We start from the raw sequence: 19,451 nt of genomic DNA on the forward strand, positions 1-19,451 counted from the left end.
ACGCCGTACTCCAAGTTGATAACGCGGTCAGGCGGCCGATTGCAGTGCCGAGGCGTCCTCGCGCGACAGCAACCGTGCAAGATCGATGATGACGACGAAGCCGTTTTCACGGCGAACGACACCGGCAATATAGTCCGAGCGCCACCGCACGCCGATATCGGGGGCCGCCTCGATCTGCTCGCGCCGGAACGGCGTGACCTCGAAGACGCGGTCGGCGACAAGGCCAAGCGTCAGCAGCCGGCTTTCCATCGGCACGTCGAGGACAAGCACGCGCGTGTGCGGCGTCGGCACAGTCTTCGTCATGCCGAGCTTCAATCGCAGATCGATCGTCGGCACACCCTGCCCGCGCACGTCGCGCAGACCGAGCAGATAGTCGGGACCATTCGGAATCTTGAACGCTTCCGCATAGTCGAGGATTTCTCGGACCACCTCTACCGGCACGGCGAAGATCTCCTCGCCGAGGCTGAAGGTCACGAATTGCGCTTCCAGAGATGTCGTGGCCATGATCATGCGCTTTCCTTGAATTCGGCGTCCCCATCATCGGGACCGCCCATGGAGAGATCGAGAGCGAAACCTTTCACACGCGCCTGTTGAGCCGCGACGGCATTGGCGGCCGGTTTCTTGGCTGCAGGCTTGCGGCCGGCGGCCGGAGCGGGGCTGCGCACCGTCATCCTGGCAGCCGGCGCGCGGGACGGACGGGTGCCGGCGGCATCGACCTTGAAGAAGGCGATCGACGCCTGCAGTTCCTCGGCTTGGGTGGCAAGTTCTTCCGAAGTCGCAGACATCTGCTCTGAGGCGCCGGCATTCTGCTGGGTTACCTTGTCGAGCTGCTGGATCGCTTCATTGATCTGCGAGGCGCCGACATCCTGTTCGCGGCAGGCCGCGCTGATCTCGGAGACCAGCTCCGCCGTCTTACGGATGTCCGGCACCAGGCGGCCGAGCATGTCGCCGGCCTCCTGAGCGGCCTTGACCGTATCGCCCGACATCGAGCTGATTTCGGCAGCAGCCGACTGGCTGCGTTCGGCAAGCTTGCGCACCTCGGAGGCAACCACCGCAAAACCCTTGCCGTGCTCGCCGGCACGCGCTGCTTCGACCGCGGCATTCAGAGCCAGCAGGTCGGTCTGGCGGGCGATCTCCTGGACGATGCCGATCTTCTCGGCGATGGTCCGCATCGCCTGTACGGCGCGCGTCACCGCTTCGCCGCTCATCTCGGCATCCTTGGCCGACTGGCGGGCGATCTTTTCGGTCTGGGCGGCGTTGTCGGCATTCTGCTTGATGTTGGCGGCCATCTCCTCCATCGAAGCGGAAGCCTCTTCGGCCGAAGCGGCCTGTTCGCTGGCGCCCTGCGAAACCTGCTCGGAGCTCGACGACAGTTCCTGGCTGCCGGCAGAGACATTTTCCGCGGCCGCGGCCGCATCGGAGACCACGCCGCGCAGGCGCTCGACCATCTGTTCGAGCGCTATGCCGAGCATATCCTTGTCGGACAGCGGTTTGGGCGACACCGTCAGGTCGCCGTTCGAGATCTGGTTGGCGATCTCAGCGGTGTTGCGAAGATTATCCGTCATGACATTGATCGTGTTGACCAGATCCTTGATCTCGTCGTTGCTTCTGATCTCGACCTTCTGGCTGAGGTCACCGATGGCGACGGCGCTGGCAACGTTCATGATCTTGCGCAGGCCCCTATTGACCCCGAGCGCGATCCACAGCGCCGCGGCGAACGCGATGACGGAAGCCCCGATAGCGATACCAATCAGCATGTTCTTCGTCGAACTATAAAGAATGTCGGTGTCGTCATCGGCTTGTGCCATCGACTTCTGCTGAAGCGTGACGAGCGTCTCGAAAACCTCTTCCAATTCCATGACGAGGCCGCGAACATCTCCCGACGAAAGTGCCGCAGCCGCTGCCCTGTCGCCGCCTTCCTGAATGGAGGCAACCTTGTTGGAGCCTTCACCGAAGCGTTTGGCCAGCTCGACCAGTCTGTCCCAGGTGGGCTTGCCTTCCGCAGTGGCGAGCTGTTGGCCGCTGGTGGCGAAGACCACCATTTCATCCAGGCTCTTTGCCGAATTCTGGTAATCCTTCCTTGCCACTTCAGGATCCATTTCCAGAAGCGCATTCTTCTGCCAGCGAACGGCATTAAGCTCGGCAGTCTTTGCTTCCAGAGCCAATTCCAACCGTTTTGCGGGACCCGAAATGAGGTTGCCAACGGCATCGTTCAGTGAACTGAGACTGATGATCCCATAGACCGCGCTGCCCACCAGCAACAATATGACAAAGCCGAACGCGGCTGCGAGTTTAAGTTTAATCGTAATACGCATCTCAATATCCTTTGGGAGCGAAGCAATAAATCTGGATCGACGGGGCGGCATCATGCGGCAAAGAAATTCTGGTATGCGAAGCCAGATCACGGAGAGATCGGCGGGCTCCCGTGCCGGTGCTCATAAACGCCCGGAGCATCCGTCGCGGGCCGTGCTGGTTGGCCCGCGACTGCTGCGAACGGGACGCGGTTATGCGCTTTCCCGGAACTCGTCATCGGTCGTGTCGGGACCGCCCATCGACATGTCGAGAGCAAACCCTTTCACACGGGCCTGCTGGCCGGCGACCGTATTGGCGGGTGACTTGGTGCCCGGCTTGCGCGGTGCGGGCTGAGGCCGGCTGCGGACCACGGCTTTTGCAGCTGGCGCGCGCTCACGGCGCCCACCCACCATGTCGACCTTGAAGAAGGCGATCGACGTCTGCAGCTCTTCGGCCTGCGAGGCCAGTTCCTCGGAAGTTGCCGACATCTGCTCGGAGGCGCCGGCATTCTGCTGCGTCACCTTGTCGAGCTGCTGGATCGCCTCGTTGATCTGGGCAGCGCCAATATCCTGTTCGCGACAGGCGGCACTGATCTCGGAGACCAACTCGGCCGTCTTACGGATGTCGGGCACCAGCCGGCCGAGCATTTCGCCGGCTTCCTGGGCGGCCGTCACGGTATTGCCCGACATGGCGCTGATTTCGGCAGCGGCCGATTGGCTGCGTTCGGCGAGCTTGCGCACCTCGGAGGCGACGACCGCAAAGCCCTTTCCGTGCTCGCCGGCGCGTGCTGCTTCCACAGCAGCATTAAGGGCGAGAAGGTCAGTCTGGCGGGCGATTTCCTGGACGATGCCGATTTTCTGGGCGATCGTGCGCATGGCTTCGACGGCGCGGGAGACGGCTTCACCGCTGGCTTCCGCGTCCTTGGCCGATTGACGGGCAATCTTCTCGGTCTGAGCGGCGTTGTCGGCGTTCTGCTTGATGTTGGACGCCATCTCCTCCATCGAGGCGGAAGCCTCTTCGGCCGATGCAGCCTGTTCGGTAGCGCCTTGCGATACCTGCTCGGAGCTCGCCGACAGTTCCTGGCTGCCGGAAGAGACATTTTCCGCCGCGGAGATCGCATCGGCAACGACGCCGCGCAGGCGCTCGACCATCTGCTCCAGGGCGATGCCCAGCGCATCCTTGTCGGAGAGCGGCTTCGGAGACACCGTCAGGTCGCCATTTGCAATCTGATCGGCGATGCCGGCGGTGGTCCTGAGGTTGGAGATCATGCTCTGCATCGCGATGCCGAGCGCATCCTTGTCCGAGAGCGGCTTTGCATCGGTGCTGAGGTCACCCATGGCGATCTGGTCGGCAAGGGCCGCCGTGGCGCGCAGATTGGCGGTCATGGCGTTGACCGTATTGATGAGATCCTTGATCTCGTCATTGGTCTTGACATCGACCTTCTGGTTGAGGTCGCCGATCGCCACGGCGTTTGCGACCATCGTGATCTTTCGCAAGCCATTGTTGATTCCAAGGGTGATCCACAAGGCGGCGCCGAGCGCGATGAGGACTGCAATGCCGGAAGCGCTGCCGAGGATCAGCTTCGTCGAGCCATAGAGATCGGTGTTCGACGCGGCGGTCGCCTTCATTCCCTTGCGCTGGATTTCGACGAGGGCCGCGATCGCAGTGCCCATGTCATCGGTCATCGTCCTGAGGTCACCCAGTGAAAGCGCCAGCGCGCCGGCCTGGTCACCTCTTGCGTCAAGTTGCTGCAGTTCGGCGGATCTTTCGCGGAACTTCGCGCCGATCGTTTGCAACTTCTCCCAATATGGCTTTCCCTCCGGCAAGGCGATGGCAAGACCGCTATCGACGGCGTTGAACATATCCTGCAGGTACTGGTCGGCGTCCTTGTAGAAACCGGCAGCAGTTTCGGGATCCGTGGAGAGCAGTGCGTTCTTTTGGGAACGGATGGCGTTGACTTCGGCAACATTGGCGGTCAGTGCCAGCTCCAGACGACGGACTGAGCCGTTGATCATCTGGGCGCTCGCGTCATTCAAAGTTCCGAGGCTCATGCTTCCGTAAACGGCGATGCCGATCAGCAGCAGCGTCATGATGCCGAAGGCAAGACCCAGTTTGAGTTTAATGGTGAAACGCATGTGATACCCCAATTTGCGGTCAAAACGAATGGAGAGAGACATGTCCCCTTGGCGGGACGTCGAGCTTGGAAGGATGTGTCTGAAAAGGGGAACCGACTTCATTCGCTTCCCGGCAGTCGGACATCTATCGATCGCAGCGCCAACGCCTACACGCGTTGGGGGATATTCCCGCCTCGGGCCGCAGGAGCAACCCGAGGGATCACATAGGCGAAGCGCTTTACGCGCTCTTCCCAGGGGAGCGCTTATGCGCTCTCCCTAAAGTCGTCGTCGCTGGCGTCTGGACCGCCCATCGACATATCGAGGGCAAAGCCCTTGAGGCGCTGCTGCTGAGCCGAAACCGTCTGGCCGCGGCCATGGTTATGGGTCTGCGGGGCGGGCCTGCGGACAGCGGCGGAGGGCTGGAGGCCCTTGGTCGCGGTTTTTGGCTGCGCCTTGTGGGCGCCGGACCGCGCACTGCCCGCCATATCGACCTTGAAGAAGGCGATCGAGGCCTGCAGTTCTTCGGCCTGGGAGGCGAGCTCCTCGGAGGTTGCCGACATTTGCTCGGAGGCGCCGGCATTCTGCTGCGTCACCTTGTCGAGCTGCTGGATCGCCTCGTTGATCTGCGAAGCGCCGATATCCTGTTCGCGGCAAGCGGCACTGATCTCGGAGACCAGCTCCGCCGTCTTGCGGATGTCCGGCACCAGACGGCCGAGCATGTCGCCGGCATCGGCGGCAGCCTTGACCGTATCGCTCGACATCGAGCTGATTTCGGCAGCAGCCGACTGGCTGCGTTCGGCAAGTTTGCGCACCTCCGAGGCGACCACCGCAAAACCCTTGCCGTGCTCGCCGGCACGTGCTGCTTCCACAGCAGCGTTGAGAGCGAGAAGATCGGTCTGGCGGGCAATCTCCTGGACGATGCCGATCTTATGGGCGATCGTGCGCATGGCGTCGACCGCACGCGTCACCGCTTCCCCGCTCATCTCGGCATCCTTTGCCGACTGACGGGCGATCTTTTCGGTCTGCGCCGCGTTGTCGGCGTTCTGCTTGATGTTGGCGGCCATCTGCTCCATCGAGGCGGAGGCCTCTTCTGCCGAAGCGGCCTGTTCGCTGGCCCCTTGCGAAACCTGCTCGGAGCTCGCCGAAAGTTCCTGGCTGCCCGAAGAGACGTTGTCGGCGGCCGACAGGGCATCGGCCACGACGCCGCGCAGCCGTTCGATCATAATGTTGACGTTGCCGAGAAGCTCGCCGATTTCGTCGCGGCTGGTGATATCGGCCATCTTCGTCAGATCGCCTTCCGACACTTCGCGAACCACGGTATTGGCCCGGCTAAGGCCCTTACTGATCGTGCTGGCGATCCAGAAGGCGGTAATGGCCGCAATCAACAGAGCAAAAGCAGCCACCGCCATCATCATCGTGCGTGTGGTCGCATACTGCGCGTCGGCGCTATCGTCCGCAGCCTTCATGCGCTGCTTTTCGAGTGCCAGGATTTCGCCGAGCGTCGAGTCGATATCATTGGCGGCGGCCCGGGCCGCCGTGACGGAGATGGTATTAGCGCCTTCGGCGTTACCGGCCTTCACATAGTCGCGGATCTGGTCGTCGGCTGCATTGAATGTCTTGGAAAGTTCGGCGATGCGCGCCCAGCGAACCTTGCCTTCTTCCGTTGCCAGCGCCAGCACCTGGCTGAAGGCATCGGTGAATTCTTTGCGGGCCTGATTGCCCTTTGCAATCGCACCGGCCGTCTCGTCGGCAGTGCGGGCGGTGAGCAGGTTCTTCTGCTGGCGAATGGCCTCGAGCTGGGCGATGTTGATTTGCTGCGCCAGGTCGAGACGGGCTGCCGGACCGGCGATGAGATTGCCGATCGTGTCGTTCAGCGATCCAAGGCTGACGATGCCGTAGGCAGCGGTGCCCATCAGCATGAGGATGATGAAGGTGAACGCGGTCACCAGTTTTGTCTTGATGGTCAATCGCATCGGTTTAACCCCAACCTGAACTCAGCCGACATCAGCTGGCGGCTCCCGCCGCATCGCGCCTCGATGAAAAAATCGCCTGCAGATTCGGGAGAATGATGAATTCTCCGCCCCTCTTCACCAGGCAGTTGATATAGTCGGCGCGCCAGCGCATGCCGATGCTCGGCGGCGCTTCGCTCGCGGTCTTTGCAAGCGTCGTCACCTCGTTCACCTTGTCGGTCCTGAGGCCGACGAGCGTCTGCTCGCCTTGCAGATCGATCTCGATGACGATGATGCGGCTGTCGATCGTCGCCTCTGCTGCTTCCATGCCGAAGGCGAGACGCAGATCGGCGAGCGGAATGACCTTGCCGCGAAAGTTGATGACGCTGGCAACGAAGGGCTGGCTGCCTGGCACCGCAGTCTCGGGAAGCAGGTCCAGGATCTCCTGGACGATGACCGCTTCCAGCGCGAAGGTTTCGCCGTTGAGATCGAAGGTCAGAACCTCGACTTCCTCGGCATAGCTCCAGTGATTGTCAAATCGTCCGGCTGCTGCTGTTGCACTCATCCTGCTACACGCAATTGCGCCTCCTGTTGCTGACCCGCGGCAACCAGGTGCCCGACGTCGAGAATGAGGGCGACGCTGCCGTCGCCGAGAATGGTGGCGCCCGAGAATGTCGCGACGTTATTGTGCAGTTTCGACATCGACTTGATGACCGTCTGGTGGTCGCCGATGATCTGGTCGACGACCAGGCCGACACGCTCCGTGCCGGTCGAGATGACGACGACCTTTTGATGTACGTCGGGCTTGGTGCCGGTGCGGAAGAGATCGCGCAGGCGCAGGAACGGTACCAGGCTGTCCCGCAGCGAGATGAAGCTGCGGCCGCGCGAGCGGAGATCTTCTTCGAGCGATAGCTCGAGGCATTCCTCGACCGCCGAGAGCGGGATGACGTAGCGGCCGGAACCGACGCGCACCAGCAGGCCATCGATAATGGCGAGCGTCAGCGGGATGCGCAGCGACACTTCCGAACCCTGCCCCGGCACGCTGACGATGTCGATCGCGCCGCGAAGCGCTTCGACCGTCTTCTTGACCACGTCCATGCCGACCCCACGGCCGGACAGATTGGTGATCGCCGCGGCCGTCGAGAAGCCGGGTGCGAAGATCAATTGCAGCAGCTCAGAGTCGGAAAGCAGCTGGCCGGGCTGGATGAGGCTGGAAGATTCGGCCTTGGCGCGAACCCTTTCGCGATTGATGCCGCGACCGTCATCCTTGATCGAGATGATCACTTCGCCGCCGGCCTGACGGGCCAAAAGCGTCACCGTGCCGGCTTCGGACTTGCCGGCGGCAAGGCGGTCGGCGGGCGTTTCGAGGCCATGATCGATCGAGTTGCGCACCAGATGCACCAAAGGATCGGCCAGACGTTCGATGACCGTCTTATCGACCTCGGTGCTCTCGCCCTCCGTCACCAGCTCGATCACCTTGCCGGTCTCGCGGGCAAGATCGTGGACGAGGCGGCGAAAACGGGAGAACAGGGTGGCGACCGGCACCATGCGCAGCACCATCATCGTGTCGCGCAATTCACCGGAGAGACGTTCGATTTCTTCCGAGACGGAGCGCAGCGCGATATCGCTGCTGGCACTGGCGAGCTGGCTGAGACGCGATTGAGCGATGACGAGCTCGCCGACGCGGTCCATCAATTCGTCGAGACGTTCGGCCGGAACGCGGACGTTCTCAGCTGCCTTTGCCTGGCTGACGGCGACGGGTGCCTCGCGCCTGGCCGGAACTGCCTCGACAGCACGGAATTCCGGGATGGCGGCCGGTGGAACCGGCGCCGCGGACACTGCAGCAACTGCGGCTGCCGGTCCGGCGATGTCCTCGACGCTGAGCTCCATATCGTCGAGCACGAAGATGAAGACGTCGTCGATCGCCGAGCGATCCTGCTCGCTGGTCAGCGTCACGTCCCAGGAAATGTGGAGTTCTGTCGGCGTGAGCTCGTCGAGCGGCGGTATGGCCGAGGTGTTGGCGCGCACGATGCATTCGCCGAGATCGCGCAGCTCGTCGAGCAGCCCGAGCGGGTTGGTGCCGTTGGCCATCGAATTGGCGGGCAGGCTGAAGCGAATGCGCCAGCTGTTTTTCTTCTTCGCCGGCGCCTCGCGGATAGCAGAGGGTGCGGTAGCAGCGGCCGGCGCTGCAGCAGGCGATGCCTCCTTGCCGCCGACGGCAGCCTGCAACTGAGCCAGAAGCTTTTGCCCGGTATCGCCGTGATCGGCGTCCGGCTGGTCGACGAGGGCACGCATATGGTCCTGGGCGGCAAGAACGGCGGCGACGAGTTCGCTGGTCGCTGCGACCTCGCCCTTGCGGACGCGGTCGAAGGCGGTTTCGCAATGATGGGTGAAGGCGGCGAGCGCCTCGAAGCCGAACATCGCGCCGGAGCCCTTGAGGGTGTGCAGTCCGCGAAAGACGGCGTCGACGAGATCCTTATTGTCGAGCTGGTGGGTCAGGTCGAGAAGACCGGCCTCGATCGCTTCGAGGCATTCGGCGGCCTCCGTGCGGAATACGGCAACGGGATCGAGCGTCGTCATTGTCCGAGAACCTTCTTCACGATCTTCACGAGATTTTCCGGGTCGAACGGCTTGGTCAGCCAGCCCGTCGCGCCGGCGGCCTTGGCGCGCGCCTTGAGATCGGCGTCCGATTCCGTCGTCAGGAAGATGATCGGGACGCCGGCCTGGGCCGGCAACTTGCGCAGTTCTTCGATCATCGTCAGCCCATCCATGACAGGCATATTCAGATCGGTGACGATCAGATCGAAGCTGCTGCCCTTGGCCGTCGCCAGGCCCTCTGCCCCATTGACCGCCTCGGTGACGCTGTAGCCGGCATTGGTCAGCGTGACTTTGGTTGTCAGACGAATGCTGGCGGAATCGTCGACAGTCAGGATATTTGCACTCATAACGTCACCTCTTTATGCAACCAGAAATTTTCGTCTTCTTGATCGAAGGATTCGATGAAACCTGCGCGCTCAAGTACCTTGAGAACCGAGCCGCTGGCCGGGGAAGAAAGCTTGAAGGTCTTTCCTTTGGATTTTGCCTGGCGGCGCGAGGATTCGATGAGTTGAACGAAACTCAAATCTGCTTCCGCGCCTTCAGGAATGCTGATGATGATCGTATCTCTGCCGTGAAATTCACCGGTAAGCTTGGAATGTAGTTCGGACACGGTGCGAATACTGAGCACCTCCGGCAAATTTATAGATTCGTAATATTGTTTCGGAGTATCCAATGCAGCCTCCTGGGCCAGGGAAATACTTTACGGCCCTAAAAGGACTCTCACGGCAGCGTTAATGCGCGGTAAACGGCGGTTGTAGGAAACTGCCGTATAGGGCACCCCGCGACTCCCAATTCTCATCCGGGAAAAGTTGTATTTTTTCCTCAGAATTTAGAGAAAAATAAAGTAAAAACAGCAATTTGAATTGATCTCTGGGCCGTGGCGCTTCGACCGATGCCACCATCCACATCTTTCGTTAATCACAACGCTGGCGAGTCCGGCGCGTTTACCGGACGTTTCCATCCTGCCCGTAAAAATAGAGTCAAATCGCCTGCATTCTAAGAAAAGGTATAAAAGTGGCACACGCTCTGGCAACATCGAACGCTGCAACCTACACGTCAGGGCGGGACATCAGCCAGACCCTGGAATCCGCCCGCAGCCAGGTCGAGGAACGTTTCCTCGAAGGCGGCACCGTGCTGCTGTCGGTGATGGAAGTGCTCAACCGTTTGCTGAACTCGCTCGAGAGCGTCACCACGACGCTCGACAACAAGGAGGCGAGCGACACCAGCGCCGATCTCCGCGCAACAGTGGAGAGCCTGACGGCGCTGCCGGTTACCGAGGAAAACCGCCAGCAGGCACTCATCTCACTGGCGCATACCGGCAGGGAGCTGCGCAAGCATGTCTCCGACATGCAGGAGACGATGCGCTATCTCAGGACCTTCGCCGTGACCGTGAAGATCACCGGTGCCGGCCTTGCCGAATTCGCCGGCTTCGCCCAGGAGATCCTGGAGCGCATCTATTCCGGCACCGATGAGGTCAACCGCTTCGCCACCCATCTCGACAGCCTCGACAAGGAGGTGAAGCTCGCAGCCTCTTTCGGCGCCAGCGTTTCCAAGGGTTATGCCGATACCGTTCCGGCGGTTGCCGGAGCCCTGCGCGATGATGCAGCCAAGATCGCCGAGCACCGCAAAGATCTCGGCGTCATCGCCCGCGACGTCGGCGCAATTGCCCGCGCCGTCCAGAGCAAAGTCGCCTCGACGCTATCGGCCCTGCAGATCGGCGACATCACCCGCCAGCGCATCGAGCATGTGCAGGCCACCTTTTCGCTGCTTGACGATTTCTTTGCCGGGGAGGATGGCGCAAGACTCGACGCCGGCGCGCGCCAGCGCCTCCAGAACGTCATTCACCATTTGACCGCAGCGCAGATGAGCGACATGTGCGTAAATTTCCAGCGGGATTCGGAGAACGTCGTCAAGACGATAGCAAGTTTCGACCACGACATGCGGGAGATCCTCAAGCTGCGCGATCGGATGAGCGGCGAGAGCGGCGAGGCCGGCGGCAACTTCATGCGCGCGCTGGAATCCAGCGTTTCGGCCGCCCACGAAATCGTCAAGCAGGTCGATACGGCAAGCCGCCAGGCCGACCAAGTGAGCCAGTCGACGATCGGCACGGCCGCCAAGCTCTTCGAGGCGATCGGCAACATCCGCGCCGTCAAGACCGACATTCACTATATGGCTCTGAATACCAACCTGCGCTGCAGCCGCCTTGGCGAGGAAGGCAAGTCGATCAACGTCGTCACCGCCGAACTGCGCATCTTCGCCGGCAAGCTTGACGATTCCGCCGACGCCATTGTCAACGGCCTGCCGGCGCTCGAAGCCGCGGCCGGGCGGGTCGCCCCCGCCACGGACGCCGGGCCTGGCGGCCTGGGAGAAAGCCTGACATCGGCCGTCGGCAACATTCGCTCCGCAGCCAACGCGATGGAAAACGAGCTGAAGGTACTCGCCGAGAACGGCCGCGAAGTCGCCACCAAGATCAGCCTGCTGATCGGCAAGCTCGATTTCCAGCATGATCTCGGCGAAGTGCTTGCCCGCTGCGCTGATCTGCTCGAGGGCGCTGCCGGCACCGATATCGCCGATATCTCGGACCTCGCTGAGGCGATCGCGCCGCTCGATCGCAAAATCTTCAAGCACTACACGATGGCCCAGGAGCGCAACGTTCATCGCGACATCATCCCCGCGAGCGAAGACAGCGTCCTCGCTCCCGTCGAGACCGTCAAAGCCGAAAACGACGAGGATCTGTTCGCCGACGCGCTTTTCTAGAGCAAGCTCAAACAAAGTGCGCGGTGGCTCTGGGATAACGACATCCGTAAAACAATAAGCTAAAGCGCGACAAGCGAATCTAAAGATCGCGACGCGCTTCAGTTGGACGTGCGCCTGCTATCGCCGCCGGAACTTGTTGGCGGCCTCGATCGCCGCTTTCTGCTGATAGTCCTCGATGCCGAGATAGAAATCCTCAAGCGACGGATCGGCGAGCCCGGCCCGGCGCGACAGGACGTACCATTTCGCCGCCTCGACCGGATCGGGCGCCGTGCCGATGGCGTTGATATAAAGGTGGGCAAGCTTGTTTTGTGCGGCGACGTTGCCGCCAATGGCGGCAAGTTTCAGCCATTCGAAGCCCTTGACGTAATCCTTCGGCCCGCCGACGCCGTTGACGAGCCAGATGCCGAGATCGAGCTGGGCCGTGTCGAAGCCGGCACGCGCCGCACGCGCCATCCACTCGCGGGCAAGCTGTTTCTTTTCCTCCGGCAGGTCCTTCAGGGTCGCATAGATCTGCGCCACGGCATATTGCGAATCGGCGATGCCCTGCTCGGCAGATTTCTCGTAGAACGGCAGCGCAAGCCTCAACCCCTTCTCGCCGGGATTGTCGGCGATGAGAAGCTGCGCCCAGTTGAATTCCGCCGAAGGATTGCCGGCCTCTGCCGCCTTGCGCATGTAGTCGTCGGCCTTGACCTTGTCGCGCGGCACGCCTTCGCCTTCCATGAGGATCAGCGCATACTTAAACATTGCCGCCGCATCGCCGCCTTCGGCCGCCTTGCCGTACCAGAAGGCCGCATTCTTCACGTCCTTCTTGACGCCGAGGCCCTGCGAGAGGATCTCGCCAATCAGCGTCTGCGCCGCCGCATCGCCGAGCTGGGCGCGCGGCAGTGCCTTGTCCATTGCCGTCAGATAATAACCGCGCTGGAACGCACCGTAAGCCTCGTCGACCGGCCCCTTGTAATCCTTCTCCGGCGGCAGGTCAGGCAGCTTCGCACCCATGCGCTCGAACACGCCGACACCATCGGAAGGCTTCACAACCGGGCCGGAGGGCCGGTCGGTGCGGAAAGTCGAAGCCGGCGCTGAGCCCGGCTGGCTGATGACGCTGTCGCTGGCCTGCGCCAAGGCGACATCCGGCCCGGCCGCAACGAGGGCGGCCATGCTGGCAAGGATAAATTTCAACAGGGGGGCGGTCGGGATCGGCATGAGCGCGATTTCAATCCTCAAACCGTGGCGCTTTTTCGTCAAGCAGCGCGTTGACCTCGGCGACGATCGATGGCGCCCGGGTGGGTTCGCCGAAGACTGCCAGCCGCAGTGCCACGAACTCCGCTCCGGTCTCGGCGACGGCAAGCGCCGAAGCAGGATCGGTGCCGCCCATGACGATGCAAGGAATCTCGATCATCGAGGCCCACCATTCGCCAAGCGCAAGGTTCTTCGGATGGGCCTCCGGCTTGATATCGCCGTCGAGCTTACCAAAAAAGATATAGTCGGGCCTGACTTCGCCGATCTGCAGTGCATTGTGGCGGTCGGCTGCGTTACCGCCGCCGACGATCAGCTTCGGCGCATGTTTTTCGATCGCTTCCGAAAGCGCCTCGGCATTGCCGGAAAGGTGCAGACCATCGGCCTTCACTCGCCCTGCCACCCGGCTGTCGCCTGAAATCAGCGCGGCCGCTCCGGCAATCTGGATCAGCGGCACCAGTTTTTCCGCATGTTTCTGGAAGGTGCCATCGTCCAGCCCGTATTGCGGCACGATCACCGAGGCGACATCGCCGCCCCGCAGCGCGTCGGCAACGATCCTTGCCTGTTCATCGGCATCGGCGATATCAGCTGTGATGAGCACAAGGCGGCAGCGGTTTTCCGGTTCAGTCATGGGATCTTTCCGTTTCCTGCGGATTCCCCTTCGAAAGGAGGGATCCGCACTCGTTTTGTGTGAGTAGTTCCGTTAGACGAGGCTTGCAAGAGGAGGACGCCGAAAGCATGCCGCAGGATTTGTCATTCTACTACGCCGCCGTGCCCGCCGTTCTGCTGGTAGGCCTCGCAAAGGGTGGTATGGGCGACGCTTTGTCGCTGATCGGCCTACCCTTCCTTGCCCTCGTCGTCTCGCCCGTCGAGGCGGCGGCGATCCTGCTGCCGATCTTGGTCTTCATGGACATGATCTCGCTCGTCATCTGGCGCAGACATGGCGACTGGGCGACGCTGAAGATCATGCTGCCGGGGGCAATCTTCGGCATCGCGCTCGGCTGGGCGACTTCGGCGCTCGTTCCGGGCAATATTCTGCGCATCGTCATCGGCGCGGTGACCATTCTCTTCTGCCTGCGCTATTTCTGGAACAATTACGGCCCGGGCGCCGGCAAGATAATCCCGCCGCGCGGCCAGCGACCGGTGGCCGCCGGCCTCTGGGGCACATTTTCCGGTTACGGCAGCTTCGTCGCCCATGCCGGCGGTGCGCCCTTCCAGATCTATGCCCTGCCGCTCAAGCTACAGCCGCGCGAATATACCGGCACAAGCGTGCGCTTCTTCGCGATCCTCAACGCCATCAAGCTGATCCCCTATTTCGCGCTCGGCCAGCTCGACACCCAAAACCTTGCGACCTCCGCAACGCTTCTGCCCTTCGCTCCGATCGCCACCATTGCCGGCGCCTGGTGCGTGCGCCGCATGAAGCCGGCGATCTTTTATCCGTTCATGTATGCGATGGCCCTGATCGCCGCCTTCCTGATCGTGCGCGAGGGTCTTGGCTGGTAGAGTCGGCAATTCCAAGCGTAACAGCGGCGCTGCAGTACGCTGCAATGCACAATTTCCTTGCTGGACCGGTCGGTTTGCCGTAGCGTTCCCGCCATGTCGAACACGGACCCTTTCTCTGCGATTGCCGATCCGAACCGGCGGTTTCTGCTGGAGGAACTGCGTCGCGCGCCACGGACGGTCAACGAACTCGCCGAGGGTCTGCCGATCAGCCGCCCTGCCGTGTCGCAACACCTGAAGGCGCTGCTCGAAAGCAACCTCGTCTCAGTGACCTCTGAAGGCACGAAGCGCATTTACACGGTCAACAATCGCGGCTTCGACAAGCTTAATTTGTGGCTCGATCAGTTCTGGGCTTGATGCCTGCTCCCGCGAGACTGTGGGACACGATGCTTATGATGCACCGCCGCTCAAAGCCTACGACCCAAAAGCGCCAGCCGCGATGCTGCAGGCATCGGGCTGGCGCAAATCTGGTGTAAAATCACCGGTTCTTGCTGATTTCAGGCGGAATGGATGGATTTACCTTTTCGTTCGCAAGATGGTCGACCGGCGACCCTTGGGAAGATCAGTGGACGGATGACTTGAGACGCATAATCTCGTCCTTGATGCGCAACTTGCGGCGCTTGCATTCGGCAATTTCCGTATCGGAGATAGAGGGAGCTGTTCTGAGAGTATGCAACTCCTCCTCAAGAGCGACATGCTTTTTCTGGAGTGATTCAAGATGAGCTTGAACTGTCATTTGACCCTTCCTTCCTCTTACCCTCCCCGGCCAACATCGTCGGGGATCAAGGTGTCAACGCGGCGGACTGTGACATATTTTTGAAGGCTTGTCGAAGGCCAAAAGATGGAGACTGGATGGCAATTTCATGATCAAGACTAACTAGCCGTTACCTGTATTTGGTGATAGGAGCTTGCGGAAATCATCGGCAGGTCGGACAAGGTCCGAGGACGATAACGGGGAATGCATATGGCCGATCAGGAACAGGCGGAAATCAGGCTCATAGTGGCGCGTCTGCGCCAGGAGCACGAGGATTTCGACGCCGCGATCAACGCCATGATCCAGATCGGATGCGATGCTCTGCGGGTCCAGCGCATGAAGAAGAAGAAGCTCGTCATCAAGGACAGGCTCTCCAAGCTGGAAGATCAGATCATCCCTGACATCATCGCCTGAGGGGGATAGCAGCAATGATGACAGACAGACCGTCCGTCGCCATCATCATGGGCAGCCAGTCCGACTGGGAGACCATGAAAAACGCCGCCGACACACTGGAGGCGCTGGAAATCCCTTATGACGCGCGCATCATTTCGGCGCACCGCACACCCGACCGGCTGTTCAATTTTGCCAAGGGCGCCCGCACGGAGGGCTTCAAGGTCATCATCGCCGGCGCCGGCGGCGCAGCCCACCTGCCTGGCATGGCCGCATCGATGACGCCGCTGCCGGTTTTCGGCGTGCCGGTCCAGTCCAAAACCATGTCGGGCCAGGACAGCCTTCTTTCCATCGTTCAGATGCCGGCCGGCATTCCTGTCGGAACGCTCGCCATCGGCAAAGCCGGCGCGGTTAACGCTGCCCTTCTCGCCGCCGCCGTACTTGCCCTTTCCGACGAAGAAATCGCCGACCGGCTCGACGAGTGGCGCGAGCGCCAGAGTGCTGCGGTCGCCGAATACCCGATGGACGACCTATGACGGCAAGAACGATCGGCATTATCGGCGGCGGCCAGCTCGGCCGCATGCTGGCCATTGCCGCCGCCCGGTTGAATTTTCGCACGGTCATTCTCGAGCCGCAGGCGGACTGCCCGGCCGCCCAGCTGGCCAACCGGCAGATTACCGCGGCCTATGACGATCCGGCGGCACTCGCCGAACTCGCCGAGGTCTGCGATGTCGTTACCTACGAGTTCGAGAACGTGCCCGTTAAAGCTGCCGAGACACTCTCGGCCAGCGTGGCCGTCTATCCGCCGCCGAAAGCGCTGGAAGCCGCCCAGGACCGCCTCGTCGAAAAGCGTTTTCTCAACGGCTGCGGCATAACCACAGCCCGCTTCCACGCGATCGACAGTCAGGCCGATCTCGAAATGGCGCTTGAGGATTTCGGCGGCCAAGGCGTGCTGAAGACCCGCCGTCTCGGTTATGACGGCAAGGGCCAGAAGGTTTTTCGCTCAGTGGCAGACAGCCCTGATGGCGCCTATGCAGCGCTCGGGGCCGTGCCGCTCATCCTGGAAAGCTTCGTCGCCTTCCAGCGCGAGATCTCGATCATCGCTGCGCGCGCCACGGACGGCACGGTCGTCTGCTTCGATCCCGCCGAGAATGTCCATCGCAGCGGCATCCTCCACACCTCGACGGTTCCCGCTACGATCTCGCCGACGGCGGCGGATGCCGCGCGCCGATCGGCCGAAAAGATCCTCGCAGCATTGAACTATGTCGGCGTCATCGGCATCGAATTCTTCGTGCTTGCCGATGGTGGCCTGATTGCCAACGAGATGGCGCCGCGTGTCCACAACTCCGGCCACTGGACGGAAGCCGCCTGTGTCGTCAGCCAGTTCGAGCAGCACATCCGCGCCGTTGCCGGAATGCCTTTGGGAGACGCTGGACGTCATTCCGACTGCATCATGCAGAACCTGATCGGCGACGATATCCTGGCCGTTCCCAACTGGCTGCAGCGTCCGGATACGCTGGTTCATCTCTACGGCAAGACCGAGTGGCGCCCCGGCCGCAAGATGGGGCACGTCACCACCCTGACGCCGAAATCGCCGGTTTTGGCCTGAGAAAACACCCTTACGCTTTGGGAAAAACACCGTCATGCGGTTGACACGGAAAAGGTGACGGGGTATCTGCTCCCCCACCTAAACAGCGCGCCCGATGGCGCGCTTTTGATTGTTAAAAGATACGGGCGAATGTGAATTCCCCCATAGAGATCGCGGATCAGAAAAATGAAGATCAAGAATTCGCTCAAGTCGCTCAAGGCTCGTCACCGTGACAACCGTCTGGTTCGCCGCAAGGGCCGCATCTATATCATCAACAAGCTGAACCCGCGCTTTAAGGCTCGTCAGGGCTGATTTCGCGCGCCCGGATCGCCTTGCCGCGCAGTTGCCTCGGCAGATATATCCGGTGGGTCGCTGCGGTGATCACGTCAAATTTGTTTGATCTTCGGCGTTGGCGGGCTAATATGTCCGCCATGCGCTTTTTTGCTTTGACGTCAGCGGCGCTGCCGCTCGCCCTCATCCTCCTCACTTCCGCCTTTCCGACCGCTGCGGCGGAGAAGGACGTTATCGTCGAGAAGTCGGCTGTCGCCAATTCGCCGAAGCAACACCTCGACCAACTCTTCAGCCAGCTGAAACGCGAGCGCGACCCTGACAAGGCCAACGGCATCGCCAATGAAATCCGCATGGAATGGAACGATTCCGGCAGCGCCACTGTCAATCTGCTGATGCAGTGGGCCGACAAGGCAATCGAGGAAAAGCGCAATCCCGCCGCCCTCGATTTTCTCGACGAGGCGATCGCGCTGAAGCCCGATTATGCCGAAAGCTGGAACCGCCGCGCCACGCTGAACTTCGTCATGGGCAATTATCGCAAATCAATGTCGGACATCGAACACGTGCTCGATCTCGAGCCGCGCCATTTCGGTGCGCTCTCCGGCATGGCGGCGATCCTCAGCAACTCCGGCAACGACCAGTTGACCTTGAAGGCTTGGGAGCGTTTCCTCGATGTCTATCCCGCCGAGCGCACCGCCCAGGAACAGGTCAACACGCTTGCGGAAAAACTCGCCGGCAACCGCACCTGATCTCGGCTCGCCGATCTTGACCTCCAGCCAAGCCGCGCAATTTAGAACTGTAGACCGGAAACGACCCAGCGCGTCCGCTCTCGGCAAAACCGCCGCAACTATCGACCGTTAAGATCATGTTTGCAGAAGTTTCCGCTCTTCTCGCCCCGCTCGCAGCCGCCATCGGCTACTCCTCCTATAAGGCGCGGCAATTCGAATATGCCTATCCGAATATCGGCGAACTGACGGATGTCGGCGGCTACCGCATGAACGCCGTCCACATCGAGCGTCCCGAAAATGCGGATCTGCCGGCCCTCGTCTTCATTCACGGCGCCAGCGGCAATCTGCTCGACCAAATCGTTGCCTTCCGCGCTGCTCTCGAAGGCCGGGCGGAGATGCTGTTCGTCGATCGTCCCGGCCACGGCTATTCCGAACGCGGCGGTCCTGATAACGCGGCTCCCTCCGGTCAGGCCGATGCGATCGCCAGGCTGATGGAAAAGCGCGGCATCGAAAAAGCTGTCATCGTCGGCCATTCCTTCGGCGGCGCGATCACCGCTGCCTTCGGCCTTCGTCATCCCGATAAGGCCGCCGGTCTGCTCTTCCTCGCACCCGCCACCCATCCCTGGCCAGGCGGCATCGACTGGTACTATCACGTGGCAACCGTGCCAATCCTCGGCTGGCTCTTCAACCACGCAATCGTCGTACCCCTCGGGCTCCGCCGGCTGGAACGCGGCACGCTGAATATTTTCCGCCCCAATCCACGCCCGGCCGACTACATCGAAAAGACCGGTCCGTCGCTGGTGCTGCGGCCGAGGGCCTTCCACAACAACGCCGCCGATTTGAAAAGATTGATTGCCTATGTGAAGGAACAGTCGCCGCTCTATTCGCGGATCACCGCTCCGACCGTCATCATAACAGGCGACAGCGACGAGATCGTCTGGGAGCACTTGCATTCGCGCGGCCTGGCCCGCGATATCACAGGCTCCGAGCTCATTACCGTTCGCGGTGTCGGCCACAAGCCGGATTACCTCGCAACCGATGTCGCCATCGCCGCCATCGAGAAGATCGCCGGCAAGCCACGCGACCTGCAGGCAATCGCCCGCAGGGCCGAGGAGAGGCTCGCCGCCGCATCACGCGATCAACCGCTTGGAACCGTACCTTCGTTGAGATCTGGCGCCCTTCACGGCGCATGACTCAGCCGGCTTCGGAACTCCTCACATAAAGCCAAATCCTTGCATTGCCTCGGGCCGTCCCAGCCCC

At 61.5% G+C, this 19,451-nt stretch carries 20 protein-coding genes; 9 read left to right on the top strand and 11 right to left on the bottom strand.

The annotated features are described in order from the left end of the window. Positions 1–27: 27 nt before the first annotated feature. The 8 genes from GR197_RS07670 to GR197_RS07705 form a co-directional block, all read right to left on the bottom strand. Positions 28–510: a chemotaxis protein CheW gene (locus GR197_RS07670; protein ID WP_018072866.1), complete on the bottom strand. Its 483-nt coding sequence runs from the start codon at positions 508–510 to the stop codon at positions 28–30. Beyond that, positions 507–2,315 (bottom strand): methyl-accepting chemotaxis protein, encoded by a 1,809-nt coding sequence (locus GR197_RS07675; RefSeq protein WP_164008166.1) that lies wholly within the window; start codon positions 2,313–2,315, stop codon positions 507–509. The genes GR197_RS07670 and GR197_RS07675 overlap by 4 nt, the downstream gene beginning before the upstream one ends. 189 nt (positions 2,316–2,504) lie before the next feature. Further along, the gene (locus GR197_RS07680) at positions 2,505–4,427 is read right to left on the bottom strand and encodes a HAMP domain-containing methyl-accepting chemotaxis protein (protein ID WP_164008168.1); all 1,923 of its coding nucleotides are present in this window, start codon (positions 4,425–4,427) and stop codon (positions 2,505–2,507) included. A 242-nt stretch (positions 4,428–4,669) separates the two neighbouring features. Further along, positions 4,670–6,379, bottom strand: coding sequence for a methyl-accepting chemotaxis protein (locus tag GR197_RS07685; RefSeq protein WP_164008170.1), 1,710 nt, complete (start codon positions 6,377–6,379; stop codon positions 4,670–4,672). A gap of 31 nt (positions 6,380–6,410) precedes the next feature. Further along, a complete protein-coding gene (locus tag GR197_RS07690) occupies positions 6,411–6,920 on the bottom strand; it encodes a chemotaxis protein CheW (RefSeq protein WP_164008172.1) in 510 nt (169 codons plus the stop codon). Beyond that, on the bottom strand, positions 6,917–8,935 hold the full coding sequence (locus GR197_RS07695) for a chemotaxis protein CheA (protein ID WP_164008174.1): 2,019 nt from the start codon (positions 8,933–8,935) through the stop codon (positions 6,917–6,919). The genes GR197_RS07690 and GR197_RS07695 overlap by 4 nt, the downstream gene beginning before the upstream one ends. Continuing rightward, positions 8,932–9,300, bottom strand: coding sequence for a response regulator (locus GR197_RS07700; RefSeq protein ID WP_164008176.1), 369 nt, complete (start codon positions 9,298–9,300; stop codon positions 8,932–8,934). The genes GR197_RS07695 and GR197_RS07700 overlap by 4 nt, the downstream gene beginning before the upstream one ends. Continuing rightward, positions 9,297–9,626: an STAS domain-containing protein gene (locus tag GR197_RS07705; RefSeq protein WP_164008178.1), complete on the bottom strand. Its 330-nt coding sequence runs from the start codon at positions 9,624–9,626 to the stop codon at positions 9,297–9,299. Before GR197_RS07705 ends, GR197_RS07700 begins: the two co-directional genes overlap by 4 nt. Before the next feature lie 341 nt (positions 9,627–9,967). Between GR197_RS07705 and GR197_RS07710 the strand changes: the two genes are divergently transcribed. Next, a complete protein-coding gene (locus GR197_RS07710; RefSeq protein WP_164008180.1) occupies positions 9,968–11,710 on the top strand; it encodes a chemotaxis protein in 1,743 nt (580 codons plus the stop codon). A 117-nt stretch (positions 11,711–11,827) separates the two neighbouring features. Here GR197_RS07710 and GR197_RS07715 read toward each other — a convergent pair whose 3' ends face one another. Further along, on the bottom strand, positions 11,828–12,910 hold the full coding sequence (locus tag GR197_RS07715) for a tetratricopeptide repeat protein (protein ID WP_164008183.1): 1,083 nt from the start codon (positions 12,908–12,910) through the stop codon (positions 11,828–11,830). A 10-nt stretch (positions 12,911–12,920) separates the two neighbouring features. Next, a complete protein-coding gene (locus GR197_RS07720) occupies positions 12,921–13,574 on the bottom strand; it encodes a thiamine phosphate synthase (protein ID WP_164008185.1) in 654 nt (217 codons plus the stop codon). 107 nt (positions 13,575–13,681) lie between these two features. Here GR197_RS07720 and GR197_RS07725 point away from each other — a divergent pair, with 107 nt between their 5' ends. Together GR197_RS07725 and GR197_RS07730 are read left to right on the top strand one after the other, a co-directional pair. Next, complete coding sequence (locus tag GR197_RS07725; RefSeq protein WP_164008187.1) at positions 13,682–14,446, top strand: sulfite exporter TauE/SafE family protein; 765 nt, start codon at positions 13,682–13,684, stop codon at positions 14,444–14,446. Between the two features lie 93 nt (positions 14,447–14,539). After that, a complete protein-coding gene (locus GR197_RS07730) occupies positions 14,540–14,800 on the top strand; it encodes an ArsR/SmtB family transcription factor (protein ID WP_164008189.1) in 261 nt (86 codons plus the stop codon). Between the two features lie 205 nt (positions 14,801–15,005). Here GR197_RS07730 and GR197_RS07740 read toward each other — a convergent pair whose 3' ends face one another. Then, positions 15,006–15,179 carry a YdcH family protein gene (locus GR197_RS07740; protein ID WP_007631579.1) on the bottom strand — a complete coding sequence of 58 codons (174 nt, stop codon included), beginning with the start codon at positions 15,177–15,179 and terminating at the stop codon, positions 15,006–15,008. 228 nt (positions 15,180–15,407) lie between these two features. Between GR197_RS07740 and GR197_RS07745 the strand changes: the two genes are divergently transcribed. The 6 genes from GR197_RS07745 (at position 15,408) to GR197_RS07770 (ending at position 19,384) form a co-directional block, all read left to right on the top strand. Then, positions 15,408–15,611, top strand: coding sequence for a YdcH family protein (locus GR197_RS07745; RefSeq protein WP_164008191.1), 204 nt, complete (start codon positions 15,408–15,410; stop codon positions 15,609–15,611). Between the two features lie 17 nt (positions 15,612–15,628). After that, positions 15,629–16,123 carry a 5-(carboxyamino)imidazole ribonucleotide mutase gene (purE, locus tag GR197_RS07750; protein WP_164008565.1) on the top strand — a complete coding sequence of 165 codons (495 nt, stop codon included), beginning with the start codon at positions 15,629–15,631 and terminating at the stop codon, positions 16,121–16,123. Continuing rightward, complete coding sequence (locus GR197_RS07755) at positions 16,120–17,196, top strand: 5-(carboxyamino)imidazole ribonucleotide synthase (RefSeq protein WP_164008193.1); 1,077 nt, start codon at positions 16,120–16,122, stop codon at positions 17,194–17,196. Before purE ends, GR197_RS07755 begins: the two co-directional genes overlap by 4 nt. Before the next feature lie 165 nt (positions 17,197–17,361). Further along, positions 17,362–17,487, top strand: a complete 126-nt coding sequence (ykgO, locus tag GR197_RS07760; RefSeq protein WP_003566454.1) for a type B 50S ribosomal protein L36 — start codon at positions 17,362–17,364, stop codon at positions 17,485–17,487. A gap of 110 nt (positions 17,488–17,597) precedes the next feature. Next, a complete protein-coding gene (locus GR197_RS07765; protein ID WP_164008195.1) occupies positions 17,598–18,212 on the top strand; it encodes a tetratricopeptide repeat protein in 615 nt (204 codons plus the stop codon). A 116-nt stretch (positions 18,213–18,328) separates the two neighbouring features. Then, positions 18,329–19,384, top strand: a complete 1,056-nt coding sequence (locus GR197_RS07770; RefSeq protein WP_164008197.1) for an alpha/beta fold hydrolase — start codon at positions 18,329–18,331, stop codon at positions 19,382–19,384. Positions 19,385–19,451 lie beyond the last annotated feature (67 nt).

Origin of the sequence: Rhizobium phaseoli (genome assembly GCF_010668805.1) — a bacterium.
GTDB classification, from domain to species: Bacteria; Pseudomonadota; Alphaproteobacteria; order Rhizobiales; family Rhizobiaceae; genus Rhizobium; species Rhizobium phaseoli_A.